We start from the raw sequence: 23,851 nt of genomic DNA on the forward strand, positions 1-23,851 counted from the left end.
TCAGGCCGGCCGGGTCGGCCGAGCTCGGCATCCACCGATGGCCGGACTCCACCGATGGTCGGGATCCACCGATGAGTTCCGGCGACCGCGCCGGTCTACCAGGACGTACGCCATCGAGCCACCGACTGGAGACCCACCATGACCACTCCCGCGCACCCCGGCCGCATGCTGTTCGTGAACATGCCCGTGGCGGACCTCGACCGCAGCAAGGCGTTCTTCGCCGAGCTCGGGTTCGGCTTCAACCCGAAGTTCACCGACGAGACGGCCGCCTGCATGCCGGTCGGCGAGCACGCCTTCGTCATGCTGCTCACCCGCGAGAAGTTCGCGGAGTTCTCGAAGCACCCGATGGCCGATCCCACCACGCACGCGCTGGCGCTCTACTCCTTCAGCGTGTCGTCCCGCGACGAGGTGGACGCGGTCAGTGCCGCAGCGCTCGCGGCGGGCGCCACCGAGGCGGACGGCGCCGAGGACTACGGCTTCATGTACTCCCGCAGCTTCTTCGACCTCGACGGCCACGGCTGGCAGGTCATGTGGATGGATCCGGCGGCGGTGGAACAGGGCCCCGAGGCCTACGCGGCCTCCTCCCAGGGCAACGGCACCCCGGCCTGACGCACCGCCTCGGGCCCGCATCCGCGCGCGGCCGCCGGGCCGCGTCGGCGGAGGCATCAGCCGAGCACCGGGCGCGGGACCCGGGCACGGCGGCGGCGCCGGAAAGCGAGAGGATGGGGCCACGGGCGAACCGGCGTTCGCCCGTTGAGCAGCGTGGCCGGATGCGACGTATCAGTCGGCGTGACGGGCGTCGCGCGTCGGTCCGGGACCAGGACCCGGGGCGTCGACGCGCGCCCCGGCCTCCATCCGGCGGCTGTCGCCATGGTGCTGGCTCCGTGTCACGAACGCGGCGCCCCAGGAAGGGACCGACCCATCGCCGTCCATTCGAGCCGCCCCGTCAGCACCCTCGATCCAGAGGCGGCGGAACAAAGCGACGGCGTGCCCGCAGAGGAAGCGCGGCAGCACGTACGGGGCCTTGACGGTCTCCGCGGCCTGGCAGCCCTCTACGTCATGCTGTTCCACTGCTGGCTCTACACCTTCCCGGGATATCCGCACAGCTCGGCCCCTTGGTGGCTGGGCGGCCTGATGTTCGGCCGGTTCGCCGTGGTCTTCTTCCTGGTCCTGTCCGGTTTCTCCCTGGCCATTTCCCCGGCGCGCAAGGGGTGGCGTATCGGAAGCGGTGCCGACTATGTGCGCCGACGGGCCTGGCGCATCCTTCCTCCGTACTGGGCGGCGCTGGCGATGAGCCTGGCCATTGCCGCGTTCGTGGTGCCGGCCTCGCATTTCGGACCTCCGACCGCCAGGACGATCGCGGTGTACGGCCTCCTGCTCCAGGACACGCTTTCCGCGCCGACACCGAACGGCGCGTTCTGGTCGATCAGCGTGGAGGCGGAGCTCTATCTGGTCTTTCCGCTCCTCGTCCTCCTCCGGCGGCGGCTGGGCGCCGCGGTCCTGGTGGCAGGCGTGACGCTGCCGGTCATCGCGCGAGGCCTGACGGCGGCGAACGCCTCACCCGTGGAGGGCGACAACTGGCTCACTCCGCATCTCGCGCCCGTCTTCGTCGCGGGCCTGGTGGGTGCGGGAATCGTCGCCGCAGCGCCCAGGATCCAGCGCCTGCCGTGGCACTGGCTCGCCGCCCTGGCCACCGTTCCGGTCCTGGCCATCGGTATCGCGAAGGGTTCCGTCTGGACCGTGAACCACTACTTCTGGATGGATCTCGCCGTCGCTCCGGCCATGACGATGCTCATCGCCGCGGTCACGACGGGAAAGCCCGCGATGCTCACGCGCATCCTGATGACACGACCCGTCCGCGGTCTCGGGGACTTCTCCTACAGCCTCTACCTCATCCATCTGCCGATCGTCATGATCGTCATCCGCAGGATCGCCCCGCACTTCGTATCCGCCGGCCTACCGACGTTCTGGTTCACTCTCGCTCTGGCGGTTCCGGTATCGATCCTGGGATCATGGCTTTTCGCCCAGATCTTCGAACTCCCCTTCAAGCGGAGCCGGTCCTGGAAGAACGTGTTCCAACGAGAACTGACGCCGAGCCCCAGGCCTTCGGGAGCACAACCGGGAGTCCGGACCGCTGAAACTCGGCACCCGTCCAACAAAGCGAGCACTTCAGGCCGTTCGGGTCAGGCGTAGGCGTCCAGCAGCACCATGAGCAGTCCGAGAGTCCGCCCGGCGGAGCGCGGAGGACGCCCCCACGTGGCCGGGCACAGCATGTCGGGTGGGGATCAGTTGCTGACGGCCATGCCTTGGCGCAGCTTGGTGAGAGTGCGGGACAGCAGGCGGGAGACGTGCATCTGGGAGACGCCGAGGTGTTCGCCGATCTGGGCCTGGGTGAGTTCGTCCACGAACCGCATGTGAATGATGCGGCGTTCGCGCTCGTCCAGCTGTGCGATCAGCGGGGCGAGCGCGTGGAAGTCCTCGACCAGTTCGAGGGCGTTGTCCTCGGTGCCGATGAAGTCGGCCAGCGCGCCTTCGCCGTCATTGTTCGTACTGATGGCGGCGTCGAGGGAGCTGGAGTTGTAGCCGTTGGAGGCGAGGCGTGCCTCGTTGACCTCTTCCTCGCTCAGGCACATCAGCTCGGAGAGTTCCTTGACCGTGGGGGTGCGGCCGAGCCGGCTCCGCAGTTCCTCGGTGGCCTTGGCGAGCTGGACGCGGGCCTCCTGCAACCGGCGGGGCACGTGCACGGCCCAGCTGGTGTCACGGAAGAAGCGCTTGATCTCACCGACGATGTACGGGACCGCGAAGGAGGTGAACTCGACCTCGCGGGTGAGCTCGAACCGGTCGATCGCCTTGATCAGCCCGATCGTGCCGACCTGGACGATGTCCTCCATCTCGTCCGCGCCGCGGCTGCGGAAGCGGGCCGCGGCGAAGCGGACGAGGGAGATGTTCATCTCGATCAGCGTGTTACGCGCGTACTGGTGCTCCGGCGTGCCCTCTTCCAGAACGGCGAGCTGGTCGAAGAACAGCCTCGACATCTGGCGGGCGTCCTTGGGCGCGACCTGAGAGGGGTCCGCAATCTCCGGCAGCACCACTGTCCGCGCCTGAGTCACCTCGGTCACCGTCATCTCAGATCCCTCCCCTTCGTCGTGGCCCCCGTGCCGGTTCCCTTAGCGACCGGCGTCGGAGCGTGTACCCACGCTCGAGGAAGGCATGCCAGGCAGTTCCGGGAGGGACTCCACGAACCCCGACCGGTTCCCCTTGACGAGGCCATCGGGCCGGGCTGGATCATCGCCGGATCCGCGGCGCGGGTCAGCGACGGCGCAGCATCATGACGACGGCGACAACGATGATGATCAGGACAACGGTACCCAGGCTGATGTACACGGGTTTCTCTCTTCGCTCGAGGGGGCGGCACCGATCGGTGCCACAGGGTGCCGAATGCCCTCGCCCGCGCCGCCTAGCCCCCGAGGGGTCGTCTTTTTTGTCCGGCCGCGATCCAGCCCGAGCCGCCCAGGCCATGGCCGCCGCCCCGTTCCCGTCCGTCTTCGCATGACGGAGTGACCTCCAGCGGCCCGCGGAGCGGCGTGTGTGAAGATGCTCGGATGACGTCACGCGAGAGCTCGGTGGTGACCGAGACGCCGGTCAGCGGAGTTGTTGTGGTGCGAGTTCTGGGTGAGCAGGACGGAGAGGGCGACGGCCTGCCCGTCCTCCGGGAAATCCTGATGCACTCGGCCCGGAACGCCGAGGTGGAGCGCACCGTACTCGACCTTTCCGGTACGGAGTTCGTCGACTCCGCCTTCCTGCACCTGTTGATCAACGTCCGGCCCGCCTACGAGCAGGCCCGGACAAAGCTGGTGATCGCCGGTCCTTTGCCCGTACAGGTGCGGCGGCTGTTCGAAGTGACGGGGACCATGGACGCGTTCACCCATGCCGACAGCGCGGACGACGCTGTTCGGGGTGTCTAGAAGAGGCTGTGTGACCCCTTTGATACCTTCCGGGCCCCTTGGTGTGGGTCGGGCGGCCGAGGGCACCCGGGACTGTGCGATGAAGGAAAACGACGTGGCCCCCGAGCACGGTGCGGCCCCCGGAGAGCCGGTGAGCATCACATCCGGCGCTGACCTCGTCCTGCCGAGCACGGCGGGAGAGGCCCGGGCCCACGTTCGGACGCTGCTCACCACAGCGTTCCGAAGCCGGAGCAAGCGACCTGTCGACGAGGTGTTGCTGGCCGACGTACTGCTCGTGACCTCTGAACTCGTGACCAATGCCATGCGGCACGGTGGCGGCCTTACCGGTTTCGACGCGGTCCTCACCGATGCCGGACTGCTTCTGAACGTCGCCGACGCCAGCGCGGATCCGCCCGTCGTGACGGACCCGGCAAGGCGCGGGACCGACGGCGCCGGCGGATTCGGCTGGCCGCTGATCTGCCGCCTCGCCGGGCACGTCGCGATCACACCGCGCCCGGACGGCAAGCAGATCACCGCGCTCATCCCACTCGACTGATCCCTCAGCCACACAGCCGGCCCGCCGTCCGGCACGGCACCACTCCACAACGATGTGCAGCAAAGCCCCGGGGGCCCCGCTGACCTCAGTGAGAGTGACCGCTCGATGCCGGTGTCGGGGCCGCGTTCTTCACCGTCAGGGGCAGGAGCTTCTTGCCGGTGGGGCCGATCTGGATGGACGTGTCCATCTGCGGGCACACCCCGCAGTCGAAGCACGGGGTCCAGCGGCAGTCCTCGACCTCTGTTTCGTCGAGGGAGTCCTGCCAGTCCTCCCAGAGCCAGTCCTTGTCGAGGCCCGAGTCCAGGTGGTCCCAGGGGAGGACCTCCTCGTAGGTGCGCTCGCGGGTGGTGTACCAGTCGACGTCGACGCCGAAGGGGGCCAGGGCCTTGTCGGCGCAGGCCATCCAGCGGTCGTACGAGAAGTGCTCGCGCCAGCCGTCGAAGCGGCCGCCGTCCTCGTAGACGGCACGAATGACGGAGCCGATGCGGCGGTCGCCGCGGGACAGCAGACCCTCGACGATGCCCGGCTTGCCGTCGTGGTAGCGGAAGCCGATCGAGCGACCGTACTTCTTGTCGCCGCGGATCTTGTCGCGGAGCTTCTCCAGGCGGGCGTCCGTGTCCTCGGCGGACAGCTGCGGCGCCCACTGGAAGGGGGTGTGCGGCTTGGGGACGAAGCCGCCGATCGACACCGTGCAGCGGATGTCGTTCTGGCCGGAGACCTTGCGGCCCTCGGCGATCACGTTCATCGCCATGTCGGCGATCTGCATGACGTCCTCGTCCGTCTCCGTCGGCAGGCCGCACATGAAGTACAGCTTCACCTGGCGCCAGCCGTTGCCGTAGGCGGTGGAGACGGTCCGGATGAGGTCCTCTTCCGAGACCATCTTGTTGATGACCTTGCGCATGCGCTCGGAGCCGCCCTCGGGGGCGAACGTCAGGCCGGAGCGCCGGCCGTTGCGGGTCAGTTCGTTGGCCAGGTCGACGTTGAAGGCGTCCACACGGGTCGAGGGGAGGGACAGGCCGATCTTGTCCTCCTCGTACCGGTCGGCCAGGCCCTTGGCGATGTCGCCGATCTCCGAGTGGTCGGCCGAGGAGAGGGACAGCAGGCCCACCTCCTCGAAGCCCGTCGCCTTCAGGCCCTTCTCCACCATCTCGCCGATGCCCGTGATCGAGCGCTCGCGCACCGGGCGGGTGATCATGCCCGCCTGGCAGAAGCGGCATCCGCGGGTACAGCCGCGGAAGATCTCCACGGACATGCGCTCGTGGACCGTCTCGGCCAGCGGGACGAGGGGCTGCTTCGGGTAGGGCCACTCGTCCAGGTCCATCACCGTGTGCTTGGACACGCGCCACGGGACGCCGGACTTGTTGGGGACCACACGGCCGATCCGGCCGTCGGGGAGGTACTCGACGTCGTAGAACGCCGGGATGTAGACGCTGCCCGTCTTCGCCAGACGGAACAGGACCTCCTCGCGGCCTCCGGGGCGGCCCTCCGCCTTCCAGGCGCGGATGATCTCCGTCATGTCGAGCACGGCCTGCTCGCCGTCGCCGATGATCGCCGCGTCGATGAACTCGGCGATCGGCTCGGGGTTGAAGGCCGCGTGGCCGCCCGCGAGGACGATCGGGTCGTCGAGCGTGCGGTTCTTCGACTCCAGCGGGATGCCCGCCAGGTCGAGGGCCGTGAGCATGTTCGTGTAGCCGAGCTCCGTGGAGAAGGACAGGCCGAACACGTCGAAGGCCTTCACCGGGCGGTGGCTGTCCACGGTGAACTGCGGCACCCGGTGCTCGCGCATCAGTTCCTCGAGGTCCGGCCACACGCTGTACGTGCGCTCGGCGAGGACGCCCTCGCGTTCGTTCAGCACCTCGTAGAGGATCATGACGCCCTGGTTGGGCAGGCCGACCTCGTAGGCGTCCGGGTACATGAGGGCCCAGCGGACGTCACAGGCGTCCCACGGCTTGACCGTGGAGTTGAGCTCTCCGCCGACGTACTGGATCGGCTTCTGCACATGCGGGAGCAGAGCTTCGAGCTGTGGGAAGACCGACACGGCGGTTTCGGCAGGCATCTCGCGAACCTTCGTGAGCTGATGGGGGTGACCATCTAGCGTAACGCGGTCGGAGGGGCCCACCGCACCGCCGGACGGGCACCGGACACCGCAGGCGCGCCAAAGCCCCAGGTCCGAGCCGGTTCACGGCCCCGGCAACGCCTCTCAGACCTCACACCTCACACCTCGGCCTCACGCCGCGGACCGCGGATCTCGGGCCCTCAGACCGCCGTCTGTGCCCGGATCGCCTCCCAGGCCTCCGGCAGCGCCGCCTCGGCCGCGGCGGCGCGCTGCTCCTCGCGGCCGTGGAGCACCCCGTAGGTGAAGGAGCTCTCCCCCGCCGCGTGCGCCAGGGCCGCCAGTTCCCGCAGGGCGTCCCGGGCCATCACGCTGTCCTGGTGGTCGCCGAGCAGGCTCTGGAGCGACTTCATCGACTTGACCAGGCCCGCGGCCGGTCCGCCGAGGGCGGGGGCCGCGGCCTCGGCCGCGTAGCGGGTGCGCTTGGCCTTCTTGCGGGCCTCGTGCATCGCGTGGTCGCGGTCGGCGCCCGGGGGCCGGTCGAGGGCTTGCTCGACGAGGTCCGCGACCTTGCCGAAGTCCTTGCGGACGGCCTTCGCGACCACCTTCGCGGGGTCGCCCCCGGCCGCCTTGAGCAGCGGAGGGTCGGTCACGAGCGCGTCGAGCGCGGTCAGCAGGGCCAGGTACCGCTTGCCGTCCAGGACGGCGATCAGGCGGCGCCGTGAGCCTCCGTGGCGGGCGTGCGCCCAGGTGCGCAGCCGGGTGCGGACGGGTCCGGAGAGCAGAGTGCGGGGCAGCCGGCCGAGGGACTCGGTGAGCCGCTCGGTGAGGACTTCCTGGTCGCGGTCGACGCCCAGCTCGCCGGCCAGCCATTTCAGCTCGTCGCCGATCGGGTCGGTGACGGCGCGGTCGAGGATCTTCCCGTACGAGCGGAAGGTGCTGCGCATCCGGCGGGTGGCGACGCGCATGCTGTGCACGGAGTCGGGGAGGTCGCGGCGGACGGCGGGATCGAGTTCGACGATGGCGTCGTACTGGGCGCGGAGGTAGGCGAGGACGTGCTCGCCCGCGGTGACGGGGTCCTTCGCGGGAGCGGGCTTCTTCTTGGCGCGCGGGCCGGTCGTGCTCAGTGCCCTCGCCAGCTTGGAGGGGGAGGCGGAGCGGCTCAGGCCGGCCTTGCGGAGTTTCTTCTCGACCTTGTCGAGGAAGGCGGGGTCGCCGTCGTCGGCGAGTTCCACCTCGAGCTCGGTCCATTCGGCGGTGCCCTTGCCCGCACCGAGCCGGTCCGCGCGGACGCGGTCGAGGCTGACCTCGGCGAGCAGGGCTCCGGAGTCGTCGACGAGGTGGCGGACGTCACGGGCGGAGCGCAGGCGTACGAGGGGGACGAGGTCGGCGTCGCGGACGCGGGAGCGGACGAGTCCGGCGATGGCGCGGGGCACGGTGTCGGAGAGGGGGGCCTGGATCTCGTCGCGCACGCCGTCGGAGACGGGGAGTTTCAGGTGCCAGCCGGCGTCGGAGCCGCCGGTGCGGCGGCGCAGGGTGAGGGAGGCGGTGGCGAGGCGCTGGTCGGGGGTGTCGTAGTAGGTGGCGTCTAGTTCGGCGACGCCCTTGTCGACGATCCCCGCGACGCCCGGGACTCCGCTCAGGTCGGGGATCTCGGTGCCGCCGTCGGCCGCGGGACCTTCGTACTTGCGCTCGATCTCGCGCTTCGTGTCCGCCATGAACCGAATCTAGACGCGTTTGCGGGCGCTGGGCAGTACCCAACCGGCCCCTGCTTGGCCGGAGGCCGTCTTTTCCCGTCCGGTTCCCGTTGGGCCGGGTGTCGCCTCGTGTTCTCCGAGGCGACACCCGGACTCCGTCCGGCGGCGGCTAGGCCGACATCGGGCGTTGCACCGCGATCGACTGGAGGAGTCCGATCGCCACCCAGACCGCGAACATGGAGGATCCTCCATAGGACACGAACGGCAGTGGCAGACCGGCGACCGGCATGATCCCGAGGGTCATGCCGATGTTCTCGAACGCCTGGAACGCGAACCAGGCGATGATCCCGGCGGCGACGATCGTGCCGTACAGCTCGGTCGTCTCGCGGGCGATGCGGCAGGCGCGCCAGAGCACGATCCCGAGGAGCAACAGGATCAGGCCCGCGCCCACGAAGCCCAGTTCCTCGCCCGCGACCGTGAAGACGAAGTCGGTCTGCTGCTCGGGCACGAACTGGCCGGTGGTCTGGGAGCCGTGGCCGAGGCCGGTGCCGAAGAGGCCGCCCGAACCGATGGCGATACGGGCCTGGTTGGTGTTGTAGCCGACGCCGGCCGGGTCGAGGTCCGGGTTGGCGAAGGCCGCGAAGCGGTTGATCTGGTACTCGTCGAGGACGTGCAGCCGCCAGGCGGCGACCGCGCCGAGGGCGCCCGCGCCGATGAGGCCGAACACCCAGCGGTTGGAGGCGCCGGAGGAGAGCAGCACGCCGAGCACGATGACGACGGCGACCATGATCGTGCCGAGGTCGGGCATGAGCAGCACGACCATCATGGGGACGGCCGCGAGTCCCAGTGCCTGCATCACCGTGCGGTGGTCCGGGTACTGCTTGTCGCCCGCGTCGACCCGGGTGGCCAGCAGCATGGCCATGCCCAGGATGATCGTGATCTTGATGAACTCGGCCGGCTGGAGCGAGAGGCCGCCCGCGACCAGCCAGTTGCGCTGGCCGTTGATCGTGGCGCCGAGCGGGGTCAGCACGAGCAGGATCATGAAGACCGAGAGCCCGTACAGGATCGGCACGGCCGTGCGCAGGGTGCGGTGGCCGAGCCAGATCGTGCCGATCATCAGGCCGAAGCCGATACCGGCGTTCATCAGATGGCGGATGAGGAAGTAGTACGGGTCGCCCTGGTTGATCTCGGTGCGGTTGCGGGTCGCCGAGTAGACGAGGGCCGCGCCGATCCCCGAGAGCGCGATGGCCGACAGCAGTATCGGCCAGTCGAGCCGGCGGGCGATCGAGTCGCGGGCGAACAGCCGTGTCCAGCCCGCGCGCTCGGGTCCGTACCCGGAGACGGAGAAGTTGTTGGCTCCGGTCATGTCAGGATCCTCTTCCCCCGGCCCTTCGGCGGGCGGGCCGTACGCCTTCGGGTGACGCGGTTGCCCGCGGTGGGCGAGGCGGTGGTGCCGGCGGGCAGGTTCGGGTCCGTGGTGCCGTCCTTGGGTGCCTGGCTGGCCTGCTGGTCCTTGGCCGGGTCCTTGGAGATGGCGCCGGACTCGACCTGGCCGTCGCTCTGGATCTTCGGCAGGCCCTTCTGCGGGGTGGGCAGGAGGGCCTTCTTCTTGTCGATGGTGCCGTCGGCGGAGACGCCGTAGAGCGCGTTGTAGATCTTGCGCACGGCCTCACCGGACGCTCCCGAACCCGTACCGGCCTGGGAGATCGTCATGATGATCGTGTAGTCCTTGGAGTACGTGGCGAGCCAGGACGTCGTCTGCTTGCCGTAGACCTCGGCGGTACCGGTCTTGGCGTGCAGCGGGATCTTGTCCTGCGGCCAGCCGCCGAACTTCCAGGCGGCGGTACCGCGGGTGACGACGCCCGCGAAGGCCTCGTTCATGCCCTTGAGCGTCGCCTTGCTGACCGGCAGCTTGCCGTTGACCTTCGGCTTGATCTCCTGGACGCTCTTGCCGTCGGCGCTGACGACGGCCTTGCCGATCGTCGGCGCGTACAGGGTGCCGCCGTTGGAGACCGCGGAGTACATGGCGGCTTCCTGGATCGGGGTCAGGAGGGTGTCACCCTGTCCGATGGAGTAGTTGATCGAGTCGCCCTCGCGCATCTTGTTGCCTTCGAGGCAGTTCTCGTACTCGATCCGCTGGACGTAGGTGCCCCCCTTCTTGCCGGTCTTGCACCAGGCGTCCTTGTTGGCCTTCCAGTAGTTCAGCTTCCACTGGCGGTCCGGGATGCGGCCGGTGACCTCGTTGGGGAGGTCGATGCCGGTCGCTTTGCCGAGTCCGAACTGGTGGGCCGTCTTGTAGAAGAAGTCCTTGGGGGTCTTCTTCGGGTTGATGCCGCCGTCCTTCTTCCACTCGTTGTCGGCGAGTCCGTAGAAGACGGTGTCGCAGGAGACCTCGAGAGCGCGGCCGAGCGAGATCGGGCCGAAGCTCTCTCCCTCGAAGTTCTTGAAGACCTGGCTGCCGACGGAGTACGAGCTGGTGCACGGGTAGTGCCCGTCGAAGGGGTATCCGGCCTGGACCGCGGCGGCGGTGGAGACCACCTTGAACGTCGATCCGGGCGCCGACTGACCCTGTATGGCGCGGTTCAGCAGCGGGTAGTTGGACTTCTTGCCGGTGAGGGCGTTGTAGTCCTTGCCGGAGATGCCGCCGACCCAGGCGTTCGGGTCGTACGTCGGGTTGGACGCCATGGCGACCACGCGGCCGGTCTTGGCCTCCATGACCACGACCGCGCCGGAGTCGGCCTTGTAGTTCTCTCCGGTGATCTTGTCGAACTGCGTCCGGGCCGCCTCCATCGCGTAGTTCAGCTCGTACTCGGCGACGCGCTGGACGCGGGAGTCGATGCTGGTGACGAGGTTGGCGCCGGGTTCGGCCTTGTCGCTCTTGGCCTTGCCGATCACACGGCCGAGGTTGTCGACCTCGTAGCGGGTGACGCCGGCCTTGCCGCGCAGCGCCTTGTCGTACTCGCGCTCCAGACCGGAGCGGCCGACCTGGTCGGAGCGCAGGTAGGGCGAGTCGGTGTCCTTGGCCTTGGTGATCTCGTCGTCGGTGACGGGCGAGAGGTAGCCGAGCACCTGCGCGGCGTTGGACTTGCCGGGGGCGGCGTAGCGGCGTACGGCCTCCGGTTCGGCGGTGATGCCGGGGAAGTCCTCGGAGCGTTCGCGGATCTGGAGGGCCTGGCGCGCGGTGGCCTTGTCGGTGATGGGGATCGGCTGGTAGGGCGAGCCGTTCCAGCACGGCTGCGGCGTCTTGGCGTCGCAGAGGCGGACCTTCTGGATGACGTCCTGGGGCTTGAGGCCCAGCACACCGGCGAGCTTGGTGAGGACGGCCTTCCCGTCGTCCGCCATCTTCAGCAGGTCGGTGCGTGAGGCGGAGACCACGAGCCGGGTCTCGTTGTCGGCGATCGGGACGCCCCGCGCGTCGAGGATCGAGCCGCGCACGGCGGGCTGGACGACCTGCTGGACGTGGTTGCCGGAGGCTTCCTTGGCGTACTGCTGGCCGTTGCGGATCTGGAGGAACCAGAGGCGTCCGCCGAGGGTGCCGAGGAGGGAGAGGACGAGGATCTGGATGACGACGAGACGGATCTGGACCCGCGGGGTCCGGCCGGTCTCGGGAATATTGGTCATGGGCGCGGCCCATCCGCTGGAAGGGTGGTGGTGGGCGACGGGTGGGCGTTGGTCACTGCTGCTGCCTCCCCCTCTCAGTGTGTGTACGAGTCACACGAGTACACGGCGAACCTGTGCGCGGTGACACCGCGGCCGGTCAAGTCTGGTGGCGTCCCGTGGGTTTGACCCTGCCGCCGGACGGGGCTCGTCACAGTCGCTTGACCCCCTTGATGCGTCCGGCGCGGGCGACCCGTGCCTTGGCCGCCTTCACGCGCAGTCCGCCGCGCTGGCTGCCGATGCGCAGGCCGGTGCCCGAGGACAGCCAGCCCGAGGCGACGTCGGCCGTCTTGGAGGCCGAACCGCCGTCGGCGAGCGGGTCGTTCTCGGCGCGCCGTGCCAGCGCCATCAGCACCGGGACGACGAACGGCGCGAGCAGCAGGTCGTAGAGGGTGGCCGTGACGAGCAGGTTGCTGAGCCCGACGTGGCGGGCGGCGGTGTCGCCGACGAGCGCCCCGACGCCCGCGTACAGCACGGTGGAGCCGATGGCGGCGGCGACGACCACGACCATGGGTCCGGTGGCCGACTTGAGGCGGCCGTTCTCGGGCTTGGCGAGTCCGGCGAGGTAGCCGACGACGCAGAGCACGAGGGCGTAGCGTCCTGCGGCGTGGTCGGCGGGCGGGGCGAGGTCGGAGAGCAGACCGGCGCCGAAGCCGATGAGCGCGCCGCCGACATGGCCGTAGACCAGGGCGAGGGCGAGCACGGTCAGCAGCACCAGGTCGGGGACGGCGCCCGGGAGATGGAGTCGGGCGAGAACGCTCACCTGGATCACCAGGGCGACGACCACCAGGGTGACGGAGAGCAGCATCCGGTTGAAACGCATGGGATTCGGCTCCTCCTGATTACTGCTGCTGGCCGAGGTCGGTGGCGCTCGCCGAGGGCGTGACCGTCACGGTCACGGTCGGCGTGGGCGTCGGTCTGGGTTTCGGTGGCAGCACGGTGTCGCGCGGGTCGCTCTTGGGCGCCGCGACGACCACACCGACGATGTCGAGCTTGGTGAACGAGACGAAGGGCGTCACGTAGATCGTGCGGGTCAGGTCGCCGCCGGAGGGGTCGACCCGGGAGACGACGCCGACGGGGACGCCGGGCACGAACGGCTTGTCGGACTGCGATCCGAAGGTGACCAGCCGGTCGCCCTTCTTGATCTTGGCCTTGGCGTTGAGGAGCTCGACGCGCAGCGGGCGGTCGCCCTGGCCGGAGGCGAAGCCGAGTTCGTCGCTCGACTCCATGCGGGTGCCGACGGTGAAGTCGGGGTCGTTGGCGAGGAGCACGGTCGCGGTGTCCGGGCCGACGGTGGTGACCCGGCCGACCAGTCCGTCGCCGTTCAGGACGGTCATGTCGCGCTGGATGCCGTCGTTGGCGCCGACGTCGATGGTGACCGTCCAGGAGAAGCCCTGGGCCGCTCCTATGGCGATCACTTCGGCGCCCTTGATGCCGTACTGGCCCTCGCCCGCCACCTTGATCATCTTGTCGAGCTGCTTGAGGCGGCTGCGGTTGCGGTCGTTGCTCCCGAGCCTCGCCTTCAACGCCGCGTTGTCGTGCTCCAGTTGCGCGATGCGATCGTGGCGTCCGCCGGAGTCGCGGACCGCGGAGATCGCGTTGCCGACGGGGTCGACCGCGGACGACACCCCGTTCTCGATCGGGCCGAAGACCGTCGCGGCGGCCTGGCGGGCACCGTCGACCGGTGAGTCCTGCCCGCCGCGGATGTCCACCGTGATCAGTGCGAACGCGATGGCGATCAGCAGCACCAGGAGCAGCCGGCTCTCTCGTGTGTCCCTCACGTGCGGCGGCCGTGCCTTCCTCGTCGTATTGGGTCAACAGGGGCGCGCCCTGGGCGAAAAGGATGCCCACGGTGCGATGAGGCTGGGGTGGGGGTGGTGAGACGGGGTGACTGGTATGGGGAGGTTATGACTCTTATGTCGCAGGAGTTTATGCCTCCATACCAACGATCCGCCGCACGAGAAGGGGTGATCTCGTACGGCGGAATCGAAGTGTTACTTCATCTGCGGGGCTGGGCGTCCAGAACCTGCTGGAGCGCCTCGAACTCCTCGACACACTTGCCGGAGCCGAGCGCCACGCTGTCGAGCGGGTCCTCCGCGATGTGGATCGGCATGCCGGTCTCACGGCGCAGCCGCTCGTCCAGGCCGCGCAGGAGCGCTCCACCGCCGGTCAGGACGATGCCCCGGTCCATCACGTCACCGGAGAGCTCGGGCGGGCACTTGTCGAGCGTCGTCTTCACGGCGTCGATGATCGCGTTGACCGGCTCCTCGATCGCCTTGCGGACCTCGGCGGCGGAGATGACGACCGTCTTGGGCAGACCGGAGACCAGGTCCCGACCGCGGATCTCGGTGTGCTCGTCGTTGTCGAGGTCGTACGCCGAACCGATCGTGATCTTGATCTGCTCGGCCGTCCGCTCACCGAGAAGGAGGCTGTACTCCTTCTTGATGTGCTGGATGATCGCGTTGTCCAGCTCGTCGCCCGCGACGCGGATGGACTGGGCGGTGACGATGCCGCCGAGCGAGATGACCGCGACCTCCGTGGTGCCGCCGCCGATGTCCACCACCATGTTGCCCGTGGCCTCGTGGACCGGCAGGCCGGCGCCGATGGCCGCGGCCATGGGCTCCTCGATGATGTGCACCTGGCGGGCGCCGGCCTGGGACGACGCCTCGATGACGGCACGGCGCTCGACGCCGGTGATGCCCGAGGGCACACAGACGACGACACGGGGGCGGGCGAGATAGCGCCGCTTGTGGATCTTCAGGATGAAGTAGCGGAGCATGCGCTCGGTGATCTCGAAGTCGGCGATGACGCCGTCCCTCAGCGGACGCACGGCAACGATGTTGCCCGGGGTCCGCCCGATCATCTTCTTGGCTTCCGCGCCCACCGCGAGGATCCCGCCGGTGTTGGTGTTGATAGCGACGACAGACGGCTCGTTGAGTACGATCCCTCGGCCCCTGACGTACACCAGCGTGTTGGCGGTCCCGAGGTCGACAGCCATGTCACGGCCGATGAACGACATTGAGTTCCCCATCAGGATTCGTCTGGCCTTCCCAAAGCGAGCTTTGACGGCTTTTTAGGGACGGCGCGAGGTTGGTGCAGCGACGTGAACGCCTCCATCGTAGACGCGCCCACCCGAACACTGCGCGAGGGTCTTGGCCATTGTCGGCAGATGGCGCAGCCGCTCGCTTGTGGAGACGGGCCATCGGGGTCACGCGTTCCCCCGATCAGCGCGCATATGCCACGGGACGGCCGGATTTTTCACGGCCGTCCCTGGTCAGACTGTCGGAGCCGCGCTGACGCAGTCTCAGAAAATTCTTTGAAATTGTGCTGCTCCGCGTGCCCCGGAGATCGTCCGGGCGGCCCCGCCGGGGCCGTCCGCGGCCTCGGACGACACCGTCCGTAGGCCGTTCGGTGACCCTCCGCGCACACGGGCCCCGCGCGTTCGTCCGTCAGCTCAGACGCGGCCGGGGAAGAAGATCTTCACCTCGCGCTCCGCGGACTCCTCGGAGTCGGAGGCGTGGATCAGGTTCTCGCGGACGATCACACCGAAGTCGCCGCGGATGGAACCGGGGGCGGCGGCGATCGGGTCGGTCGGTCCCGCCAGGGCGCGCACGCCCTCGATGACCCGCTCGCCCTCGACGATCAGGGCCACGACCGGGCCGGAGGCCATGAACGCCACCAGCGGCTCGTAGAAGGGCTTGCCCTTGTGCTCGCCGTAGTGCTGCTCCAGCGTGTCCTGGTCCAGCGTCCGCAGCTCGAGCGCGGTGATCTGCCAGCCGGCCTTGCGCTCGATACGGCTGATGATCTCGCCGGTCAGGCCGCGACGGACGGCGTCGGGCTTGAGAAGGACGAGGGTGCGCTGGCTCACGGGAAAGCTCCTTCAGGTCACACTTGTGCGGATGAACGAGGCTACAGGGCGTGTCCGGGTGGCCGTCGCACAGTGCCGGGTGCTACGGGAACACGCCTCCGTCCGCCGGTGACGCGCGCTCGGGCGCCCCACCGGACAGGCCCCTGTGGATGCGCCCCACCGGACGGGTCCTGCGGACGCGCCCCACCGGACAGGTCCCTGCGGACGCGCCCGTCCCACCGGACACGACCTAGGCCGGGGTGCCGTCCGGCTCGGCCTTCGCCTGGGCGGCGAACCTCGCCTTGGCCTCGTCGATCTTGCGGCCGTAGTGGACCGAGGCCCACCACAGGGCCGCGAAGGCCACGCCCAGAATGAACATCGACGGCACGACGAACCCGCCCGCGACGAGCAGGATCTGGAGCGCCCAGCCGAGCTGGACACCGCCGGGCCGCGTGATCATGCCGCACAGCAGCACGCTCAGCGCCATCAGGACCCCGCAGACCGTCCAGACCGTGGCCGTGGACAGATCGGGTTCCTTCATGGCGACGAGTCCGGCGAAGCCGATGACGAAGAACTCGCCGATCAGCGTGGAAGCGCAGAGCGTACGCACGAGAGTCAGCCCCTCCCCAGGAGCAGTCGGGCCTCGCCGACCGTGATGACGGATCCGGTGACCAGCACGCCCCCGCCCGCGTACTCGCCCTCTTCCTCGGCGAGCGTGATCGCGGCCTCCAGGGCGTCGTCCAGGCGCGGTTCGACCTGGACCCGGTCCTCGCCGAAGACCTCGACGGCGATCCCGGCGAGTTCGTCCGCGTCCATCGCGCGATGGCTGGAGTTCTGGGTGACGACGACCTCGGCGAAGATCGGCTCGAAGGCCTCGAGCACCCCGCGCACGTTCTTGTCGCCGCTCGCGCCGACGACCCCGATCAGCCGGCTGAAGTCGAAGACCTCGCTCACGGCCTCGGCGGTGGCGCGGGCACCCGCGGGGTTGTGCGCGGCGTCGAGCACCACGGTGGGCGAGCGGCGCACGATCTCCAGGCGGCCCGGCGAGGTGACCGAGGCGAAGGCCTTGCGCACGGTGTCGATGTCGAGCCGCTCGGCGTGCGCCGAACCGACGCCGAAGAACGCCTCGACCGCGGCGAGCGCCACGGCGGCGTTGTGCGCCTGGTAGGCGCCGTGCAGCGGCAGGAAGACCTCTTCGTACTCGCCGCCGAGGCCGCGCAGGGTGAGCAACTGCCCGCCGACCGCGACCCGGCGCGCCACGACACCGAATTCGAGGCCCTCGCGGGCCACCGTCGCGTCGACCTCGACGGCCTTCTTCAGCAGCACCTGGGCCGCGTCGACCGGCTGCTGGGCCAGGATGACGGTGGCGTCCTGCTTGACGATGCCCGCCTTCTCGGTGGCGATCTCGGCGAACGTCTCACCGAGCCGGTCGGTGTGGTCGAGGTCGATGGGGGTCACCACGGCGACGTCCCCGTCGATCACGTTCGTGGCGTCCCAGCTGCCGCCCATGCCGACCTCGACGACGGCGACGTCCACGGGCGCGTCGGCGAAGGCGGCGTACGCCATGCCGGTGAGCACCTCGAAGAAGGACAGCCGGTACTCCTGCTGCGCGTCGACCATCTCGACGTACGGCTTGACGTCGTTGTACGTCTCGACGAAGCGCTCGGCGGGCATCGGCGCCCCGTCCAGGCTGATCCGCTCGGTGATCGACTGCACGTGGGGGCTGGTGTAGCGGCCGGTGCGCAGGTCGAAGGCGCCGAGCAGCGCCTCGACCATGCGGGCGGTGGAGGTCTTGCCGTTGGTGCCGGTGATGTGGATGGAGGGGTACGCGCGCTGCGGCTCCCCGAGGACGTCCATCAGCGCCGCGATCCGGGCGACGGACGGCTCCAGCTTGGTCTCGCCCCAGCGGGTGGCGAGCTCGGACTCCACCTCGCGCAGCGCCTTGTCGACCTCGGGGTCCGAGGGGCGCCCGGGTACGTCGGCCCGCGGGTCGCCGCCGCCCTGGGTGCGCAGGGTGCGGCTGCCTGCCGCGATCACCGCGAGGTCGGGGTCGCGCTCGGTCTCGTTGGCCACGATCTCCTCGAAGAGGCCGTGCGCGTCACGGTCTTCGGAGTCGTCGTACGCGCTGCTGTCGCGTGGGGGGAGGTCGCTCACGGGGCCAGTCTACGGAGGTGGCGGGCTGTGGGGGATTTCGCCCCCTCCGCCCCTACCCGTCCCGCCCCCGGGGCTCCGCCCCGGACCCCGCTCCTCGATGCTCCTCAATCGCCGGAGGGGCTGATCGTCAGCCCGTCCGGCGATCGAGGACGAGGCCGTTCAGGCCGAAGCGGGGGTCTGGGGGCGGCAGCCCCCGGGAACGGGACGGGTAGGGGCGGAGGGGGCGAAGAGGGTCCGGCGTGGACGCGGAAGGCCCCCGGAACGGGAGGGTTCCGGGGGCCTTCGCGTTGCGCAGGACGGGTGACTACGCCTCCGGCAGCCGTTCCAGCTGGGTCTGGATGCGGGCGATGTCCTCGTCCGCCTTGGCGAGCCGGCCGCGGATCTTGTCCACGACGTTGTCCGGTGCCTTGGCGAGGAACGCCTCGTTGCCGAGCTTGGCGTTGGCCTGGGCCTTCTCCTTCTCGGCTGCGGCGAGGTCCTTGGCGAGCCGCTTGCGCTCGGCGGCGACGTCGATCGTGCCCGACAGGTCGAGCGCGACGGTGGCGCCCGCCACCGGCAGCGTCGCCGTGGCCGAGAAGCTGTCGCCCTCCGGCTGGAGGCGCAGCAGCTGGCGGATGGCCGCCTCGTGCGGGGCCAGCTCGGTCCCGTCGAGGGTCAGCCGGGCCGGGACCCGCTGACCCGGCTGGAGGCCCTGGTCGGCACGGAAGCGGCGGACCTCCGTGATGACCTGCTGGAGCTGCTCGATCTCCCGCTCGGCCGCGGTGTCACGGAAGCCACTGTCCTTGGGCCAGTCGGCGACGACGACCGACTCGCCGCCCGTGAGGGTGGTCCAGAGGGTCTCGGTGACGAACGGGACGACCGGGTGCAGGAGGCGCAGGGTGACGTCCAGGACCTCGCCGAGGACCCGGCCGGAGACCTTCGCGGGCTCGCCGCCCGCCATGAACGTGGTCTTGGACAGCTCGACGTACCAGTCGAAGACCTCGTCCCACGCGAAGTGGAACAGGGCGTCCGACAGCTTGGCGAACTGGAAGTCGTCGTACAGGGCGTCGACTTCGGCGACCGTGGCGTTGAGCCGGGAGAGGATCCAGCGGTCGGTGGCCGACAGCTCCTCGGCGGGCGGGAGTTCGCCCTCGACCGTCGCGCCGTTCATCAGCGCGAAGCGGGTGGCGTTCCAGATCTTGTTGGCGAAGTTGCGCGAGCCCTGGACCCAGTCCTCGCCGATCGGGACGTCGACGCCCGGGTTGGCGCCGCGCGCGAGGGTGAAACGCAGGGCGTCGGAGCCGTATTTGTCCATCCAGTCCAGCGGATTGACCGCGTTCCCGAAGGACTTGGACATCTTCTTGCCGAACTGGTCGCGGACCATGCCGTGCAGGGCGATGGTGTGGAACGGCGGGGTGCCGTCCATCGCGTACAGGCCGAACATCATCATCCGGGCGACCCAGAAGAAGAGGATGTCGTAGCCGGTGACCAGGACGGAGTTCGGGTAGAACTTCGCGAGGCTGTCGGTCTGTTCGGGCCAGCCGAGCGTGGAGAACGGCCACAGGCCGGAGGAGAACCAGGTGTCGAGGACGTCGGTGTCCTGGTGCCAGCCCTCGCCCGTGGGGGCCTCGTCGTCGGGGCCGACGCAGACGATCTCGCCGTTCGGGCCATACCAGACCGGGATCCGGTGGCCCCACCACAGCTGGCGCGAGATGCACCAGTCGTGGAGGTTGTCGACCCAGTCGAAGTACCGCTTCTCCATCTCCTGCGGGTGGATCTTGACGCGGCCGTCGCGGACGGCGTCGCCCGCGGCCTTCGCCAGCGGGCCGACCTTGACCCACCACTGCATGGACAGGCGCGGCTCGATGGTGGTCTTGCAGCGCGAGCAGTGGCCGACCGAGTGGCTGTAGGGCCGCTTCTCGGCGACGATCCTGCCCTCGGCGCGCAGGGCGGCGACGATGGCGGAACGGGCCTCCAGGCGGTCCAGGCCCTGGAAGGGGCCGGGGACGGTGATGACGGCGTGCTCGTCCATGACGGCGATGTTGGGCAGGTTGTGGCGCTGCCCGATCTCGAAGTCGTTCGGGTCGTGAGCGGGCGTCACCTTGACGGCGCCGGTGCCGAACTCGGGGTCGACGTGCTCGTCCGCGACGACCGGGATGGAACGGTCGGTCAGCGGCAGCCTGATGAGCTTGCCGACGAGGTGCTTGTACCGCTCGTCGCCCGGGTGGACGGCGACGGCGGTGTCGCCGAGCATCGTCTCGGCACGGGTGGTGGCGACGACAATGGAGTCGTCCCCCTCCCCGTACTTCATGGAGACGAGCTCGCCGTCGTCGTCCTGGTACTCGACCTCGATGTCGGAGATCGCGGTCAGACAGCGCGGGCACCAGTTGATGATGCGCTCGGCGCGGTAGATCAGCTCGTCGTCGTAGAGCTTCTTGAAGATGGTCTGGACGGACTGGGAGAGGCCCTCGTCCATCGTGAAGCGCTCGCGCGACCAGGCGACGCCGTCACCGAGGCGGCGCATCTGGCCGGAAATCTGCCCGCCGGACTCGGCCTTCCACTGCCAGACGCGCTCGACGAACGCCTCCCGGCCGAGGTCGTGCCGCGACTTGCCCTCCTTGCCGAGCTCCCGCTCGACGACGTTCTGGGTGGCGATGCCGGCGTGGTCCATGCCGGGCTGCCACAGCGTCTCGAAGCCCTGCATGCGCTTGCGGCGGGTGAGGGCGTCGATGAGGGTGTGCTCGAAGGCGTGGCCGAGGTGCAGGCTGCCCGTGACGTTCGGCGGCGGGATGACCACCGTGAACGGAGGCTTGTCGCTCTTGGCGTCCGCCTCGAAGTAGCCGCGCTCTACCCAGCGCTCGTACAGCGGCCCCTCTACGTCGGCCGGCGCGTACTGGGTCGGCAGTTCGGGGTTGGGCTCTGATGGCTGCTGATGAGCGTTCTCGGTCACGGGATCAGTTTAGGGGCGTCACGCCGCTGTCCCGAAACGGGATTACTTCGTAACGGTGGGCCCCCTGCGGACCTGGGGGCCCGGCCCGTGCGTCAGGATGTCAGGAACACATAAGGCATCTGGAGGGGAACCCAGAAATGAGCTACAACCAGCCGGGCCCGTACGGCGGGCAGCCCCAGCAGCCCGGACCCTACGGTCAGCCCGGCGGCCAGCCTGGCCCCTACGGCCAGCAGCCGCCGGCCCCTCAGCCCGGCTACGGCTACCCCCCGCAGGCTCCCCCGGCCCAGCCCGGCTACGGCTACCCTCCGCAGGCTCCCGGCGTCCCGCCGCAGACTCCCCCGTACGGCCAGCCTCCCTACGGCGCGGTCCCGATGCCGCCCGAGCCGACCGGCGGCAAGAAGAAGCCGGCCCTGATCATCGGCGGCGTGGCCCTGGTGGCGGCGATCGCGGTGGGCGCGTACCTCGTGTTCGCCGGCGGCAGCGGAAACAGCTCGGTCGCCGACGACGGCCCCCACAAGCTGACGACACCGGCGAAGGTGATCGGCGGCCAGTACAAGCGCATGGGTGCGGACCAGGGCCCGCAGGACCCCTCCTCCAGCGATGCCAAGGACCTGGCGGCCAGCGGTATCACCAACTCCAAGTCGGTCAGCGGTGTCTACTCCACGATCGACCTGAACAACCCCGACACGCTGAAGGACCTCACCGCGATCGCCGCGTCCAAGGCGGTCAGCTTCTCCGGCCTCTACGGCAAGGTGAAGGACCCCGCGGCGGCCATCGACGCCTCGTTCGCCAACATCAAGAAGGACTCCGCAAAGGAGTCCGCCTCAAAGATCGAGTTCGTCGGCGACGCCAAGTCCGTGAGCCCCGCGGGCCTGGACGGCGCGATCATGAAGTGCCAGGAGGCGAAGGCACTGAACCAGACGACGGGCAAGACGGACACCCAGTACATGTGCATGTGGGCCGACTACAGCACGCTCGGCTTCGGCGTGGCCGCCTCGGGCGGTCACGGCGTGAGCATGGACGAGTCGGCCAAGGTGACCGCGGCCCTGCGCAAGGACATCCGCGTCCCGGCGTGACCTTCCACGCTCCGTGCAAGAGCGTATCGAGCGGTGAAGGGGCTCGGCCTGTCGGCCGAGCCCCTTCCTTCCCTGTGGTGCAGCCTTTGCTCCGGTCCCCTCAGATCCGACGCCCGTCCGTCGTCATGCGTACTTACAAGCGTTGTCGGCCTCGTCAGCCTTGAGACCTGCTCTGACCAAGGCGGTGTAGCAGGCCGGATTTGCCGCTCTGGCTCCGAGCGGGAGCAATATGTGGTGCTGCTCGCACGCTGCGGTCACCTTGGGCCCGACGTTGTAACCGATCCAGGCCACATAGGACCGGCACTCCCCGGTGGTGGCGGACGCCGGGGCTGCCATCACGAGGGGAACGGCCCCCGCCGCCGCAGCCACGCTCAGCGCCGTCAAGGCACGCCTCAGTCTCATCTTCCGGTCCTCCCGTTTCACCCTTCGCAAGGCGGTCTACCTTGCGTGCTCACTAGACATCAGATGTCGGCACGATGCGGGCAGCAAAAGGGAGTTGGCGTGATCTTTGCGTCGTACGACAAGGAGGCGCCCGGCGATGGTCCGCCGGGCGCCTCCTTGTCGTGCAGATGTCGCTACGCCGTCTTCTGCTCCCCCGGGCCGCCGCGGCGGGCGTCCCTGGGGATCAGGGTCGGGTTGACGTTGCGCAGGACCACGTCGGCGGTGATGACGACGCGGGCCACGTCCTTGCGGGACGGGACTTCGTACATCACGGCCTGGAGGACTTCCTCCATGATGGCGCGCAGACCGCGCGCGCCGGTCTGGCGCAGGATGGCCTGGTCGGCGATGGCCTCCAGCGCCTCGCGCTCGAAGTCCAGCTCCACACCGTCGAGTTCGAACAGCCGCTGGTACTGCTTCACCAGCGCGTTGCGCGGCTCGACCAGGATCTGGAGGAGCGCCTCGCGGTCCAGGTTGTGGACCGAGGTGATGACGGGAAGACGGCCGATGAACTCGGGGATCATGCCGAACTTGACCAGGTCCTCCGGCATGACGGCCTCGAACTGGTCCTTGGACTCCAGCTCCCGCTTCGAGCGGATCGTCGCCCCGAAGCCGATGCCCTTCGCGCCGGCCCGCGACTCGATGAGCTTCTCCAGGCCCGCGAAGGCACCGCCCACGATGAACAGGACGTTCGTCGTGTCGATCTGGATGAACTCCTGGTGCGGGTGCTTGCGTCCGCCCTGCGGCGGCACCGAGGCCGTCGTGCCCTCGAGGATCTTGAGCAGCGCCTGCTGCACGCCCTCGCCGGAGACGTCGCGCGTGATCGACGGGTTTTCGCTCTTACGGGCGACCTTGTCGATCTCGTCGATGTAGATGATCCCGGTCTCGGCCTTCTTGACGTCGTAGTCGGCGGCCTGGATCAGCTTCAGCAGGATGTTCTCGACGTCCTCGCCGACATACCCGGCCTCCGTCAGCGCCGTCGCGTCGGCGATGGCGAACGGGACGTTCAGCATGCGCGCGAGGGTCTGGGCGAGGAGCGTCTTGCCGGAGCCCGTGGGGCCCAGCAGAAGGATGTTGGACTTCGCCAACTCGATGGCGTCCTCGCGGTTCTGGCCCGTGCTGTTCTCACCGGCCTGGACGCGCTTGTAGTGGTTGTACACCGCGACGGAGAGCGCCTTCTTGGCCGACTCCTGCCCGACGACGTACCCCTCGAGGAACTCGTAGATCTCGCGGGGCTTGGGAAGTTCCTCCCAGCGCACCTCGCTCGTCTCCGCGAGTTCTTCCTCGATGATCTCGTTGCAGAGATCGATGCACTCGTCGCAGATGTACACACCGGGGCCTGCGATGAGCTTCTTGACCTGCTTCTGGCTCTTGCCGCAGAACGAGCACTTGAGCAGATCGCCGCCGTCACCGATGCGTGCCACGGTGTGCTTCCCCTTCGCCTGGGAGCCGCCTGGATCCAGCGGCTCCTGGTGCTGCCTTATGTCCGACGGTACCTTG

18 protein-coding genes are annotated in these 23,851 nt (G+C 69.1%); 5 read left to right on the forward strand and 13 right to left on the reverse strand.

What is annotated here, in order from left to right; genetic code table 11:
- Window positions 1-138 precede the first annotated feature (138 nt).
- Window positions 139-609, forward strand: a complete 471-nt coding sequence (locus WJM95_RS10555; RefSeq protein ID WP_339129330.1) for a VOC family protein — start codon at window positions 139-141, stop codon at window positions 607-609.
- A gap of 261 nt (window positions 610-870) precedes the next feature.
- Window positions 871-2,193: an acyltransferase gene (locus WJM95_RS10560; protein WP_339129331.1), complete on the forward strand. Its 1,323-nt coding sequence runs from the start codon at window positions 871-873 to the stop codon at window positions 2,191-2,193.
- A 92-nt stretch (window positions 2,194-2,285) separates the two neighbouring features.
- Here WJM95_RS10560 and WJM95_RS10565 read toward each other — a convergent pair whose 3' ends face one another.
- The gene (locus WJM95_RS10565) at window positions 2,286-3,125 is read right to left on the reverse strand and encodes an RNA polymerase sigma factor SigF (RefSeq protein ID WP_339129332.1); all 840 of its coding nucleotides are present in this window, start codon (window positions 3,123-3,125) and stop codon (window positions 2,286-2,288) included.
- A 477-nt stretch (window positions 3,126-3,602) separates the two neighbouring features.
- Between WJM95_RS10565 and WJM95_RS10570 the strand changes: the two genes are divergently transcribed.
- On the forward strand, window positions 3,603-3,965 hold the full coding sequence (locus WJM95_RS10570) for an STAS domain-containing protein (protein WP_339129333.1): 363 nt from the start codon (window positions 3,603-3,605) through the stop codon (window positions 3,963-3,965).
- Between the two features lie 79 nt (window positions 3,966-4,044).
- A complete protein-coding gene (locus tag WJM95_RS10575) occupies window positions 4,045-4,500 on the forward strand; it encodes an ATP-binding protein (RefSeq protein ID WP_339129334.1) in 456 nt (151 codons plus the stop codon).
- 85 nt (window positions 4,501-4,585) lie between these two features.
- On the opposite strand, the gene WJM95_RS10580 is transcribed toward WJM95_RS10575, so the two are convergent.
- From WJM95_RS10580 to WJM95_RS10630, 11 genes are all read right to left on the reverse strand, one after another.
- Complete coding sequence (locus WJM95_RS10580) at window positions 4,586-6,556, reverse strand: TIGR03960 family B12-binding radical SAM protein (RefSeq protein WP_339129335.1); 1,971 nt, start codon at window positions 6,554-6,556, stop codon at window positions 4,586-4,588.
- A 200-nt stretch (window positions 6,557-6,756) separates the two neighbouring features.
- The gene (locus WJM95_RS10585; protein WP_339129336.1) at window positions 6,757-8,271 is read right to left on the reverse strand and encodes a CYTH and CHAD domain-containing protein; all 1,515 of its coding nucleotides are present in this window, start codon (window positions 8,269-8,271) and stop codon (window positions 6,757-6,759) included.
- 148 nt (window positions 8,272-8,419) lie between these two features.
- The gene (gene rodA / locus WJM95_RS10590) at window positions 8,420-9,616 is read right to left on the reverse strand and encodes a rod shape-determining protein RodA (protein ID WP_339129337.1); all 1,197 of its coding nucleotides are present in this window, start codon (window positions 9,614-9,616) and stop codon (window positions 8,420-8,422) included.
- On the reverse strand, window positions 9,613-11,871 hold the full coding sequence (gene mrdA / locus WJM95_RS10595) for a penicillin-binding protein 2 (protein ID WP_339129338.1): 2,259 nt from the start codon (window positions 11,869-11,871) through the stop codon (window positions 9,613-9,615). The genes rodA and mrdA overlap by 4 nt, the downstream gene beginning before the upstream one ends.
- A gap of 187 nt (window positions 11,872-12,058) precedes the next feature.
- The gene (mreD, locus tag WJM95_RS10600; protein WP_339129339.1) at window positions 12,059-12,730 is read right to left on the reverse strand and encodes a rod shape-determining protein MreD; all 672 of its coding nucleotides are present in this window, start codon (window positions 12,728-12,730) and stop codon (window positions 12,059-12,061) included.
- Between the two features lie 19 nt (window positions 12,731-12,749).
- On the reverse strand, window positions 12,750-13,688 hold the full coding sequence (gene mreC / locus WJM95_RS10605; RefSeq protein WP_339129340.1) for a rod shape-determining protein MreC: 939 nt from the start codon (window positions 13,686-13,688) through the stop codon (window positions 12,750-12,752).
- Window positions 13,689-13,906: 218 nt separating this feature from the next.
- A complete protein-coding gene (locus tag WJM95_RS10610) occupies window positions 13,907-14,926 on the reverse strand; it encodes a rod shape-determining protein (protein WP_339129341.1) in 1,020 nt (339 codons plus the stop codon).
- 435 nt (window positions 14,927-15,361) lie between these two features.
- Window positions 15,362-15,775 (reverse strand): nucleoside-diphosphate kinase, encoded by a 414-nt coding sequence (ndk, locus tag WJM95_RS10615; protein ID WP_339129342.1) that lies wholly within the window; start codon window positions 15,773-15,775, stop codon window positions 15,362-15,364.
- Between the two features lie 229 nt (window positions 15,776-16,004).
- Window positions 16,005-16,364: a DUF4233 domain-containing protein gene (locus WJM95_RS10620; RefSeq protein ID WP_339129343.1), complete on the reverse strand. Its 360-nt coding sequence runs from the start codon at window positions 16,362-16,364 to the stop codon at window positions 16,005-16,007.
- A 5-nt stretch (window positions 16,365-16,369) separates the two neighbouring features.
- Entirely contained in the window at window positions 16,370-17,827 is a 1,458-nt protein-coding gene (locus tag WJM95_RS10625) for a folylpolyglutamate synthase/dihydrofolate synthase family protein (protein ID WP_339135466.1), read from the reverse strand.
- A 385-nt stretch (window positions 17,828-18,212) separates the two neighbouring features.
- Window positions 18,213-20,837 carry a valine--tRNA ligase gene (locus WJM95_RS10630; RefSeq protein WP_339129344.1) on the reverse strand — a complete coding sequence of 875 codons (2,625 nt, stop codon included), beginning with the start codon at window positions 20,835-20,837 and terminating at the stop codon, window positions 18,213-18,215.
- A gap of 137 nt (window positions 20,838-20,974) precedes the next feature.
- On the opposite strand from WJM95_RS10630, the gene WJM95_RS10635 reads away from it, so the two are divergent.
- The gene (locus WJM95_RS10635) at window positions 20,975-21,913 is read left to right on the forward strand and encodes a hypothetical protein (RefSeq protein ID WP_339129345.1); all 939 of its coding nucleotides are present in this window, start codon (window positions 20,975-20,977) and stop codon (window positions 21,911-21,913) included.
- A 575-nt stretch (window positions 21,914-22,488) separates the two neighbouring features.
- On the opposite strand, the gene clpX is transcribed toward WJM95_RS10635, so the two are convergent.
- Window positions 22,489-23,775 (reverse strand): ATP-dependent Clp protease ATP-binding subunit ClpX, encoded by a 1,287-nt coding sequence (gene clpX, locus WJM95_RS10640; protein WP_151471405.1) that lies wholly within the window; start codon window positions 23,773-23,775, stop codon window positions 22,489-22,491.
- Window positions 23,776-23,851 lie beyond the last annotated feature (76 nt).

It is taken from the genome of Streptomyces sp. f51 (assembly GCF_037940415.1).
Classification (GTDB): domain Bacteria; phylum Actinomycetota; class Actinomycetes; order Streptomycetales; family Streptomycetaceae; genus Streptomyces.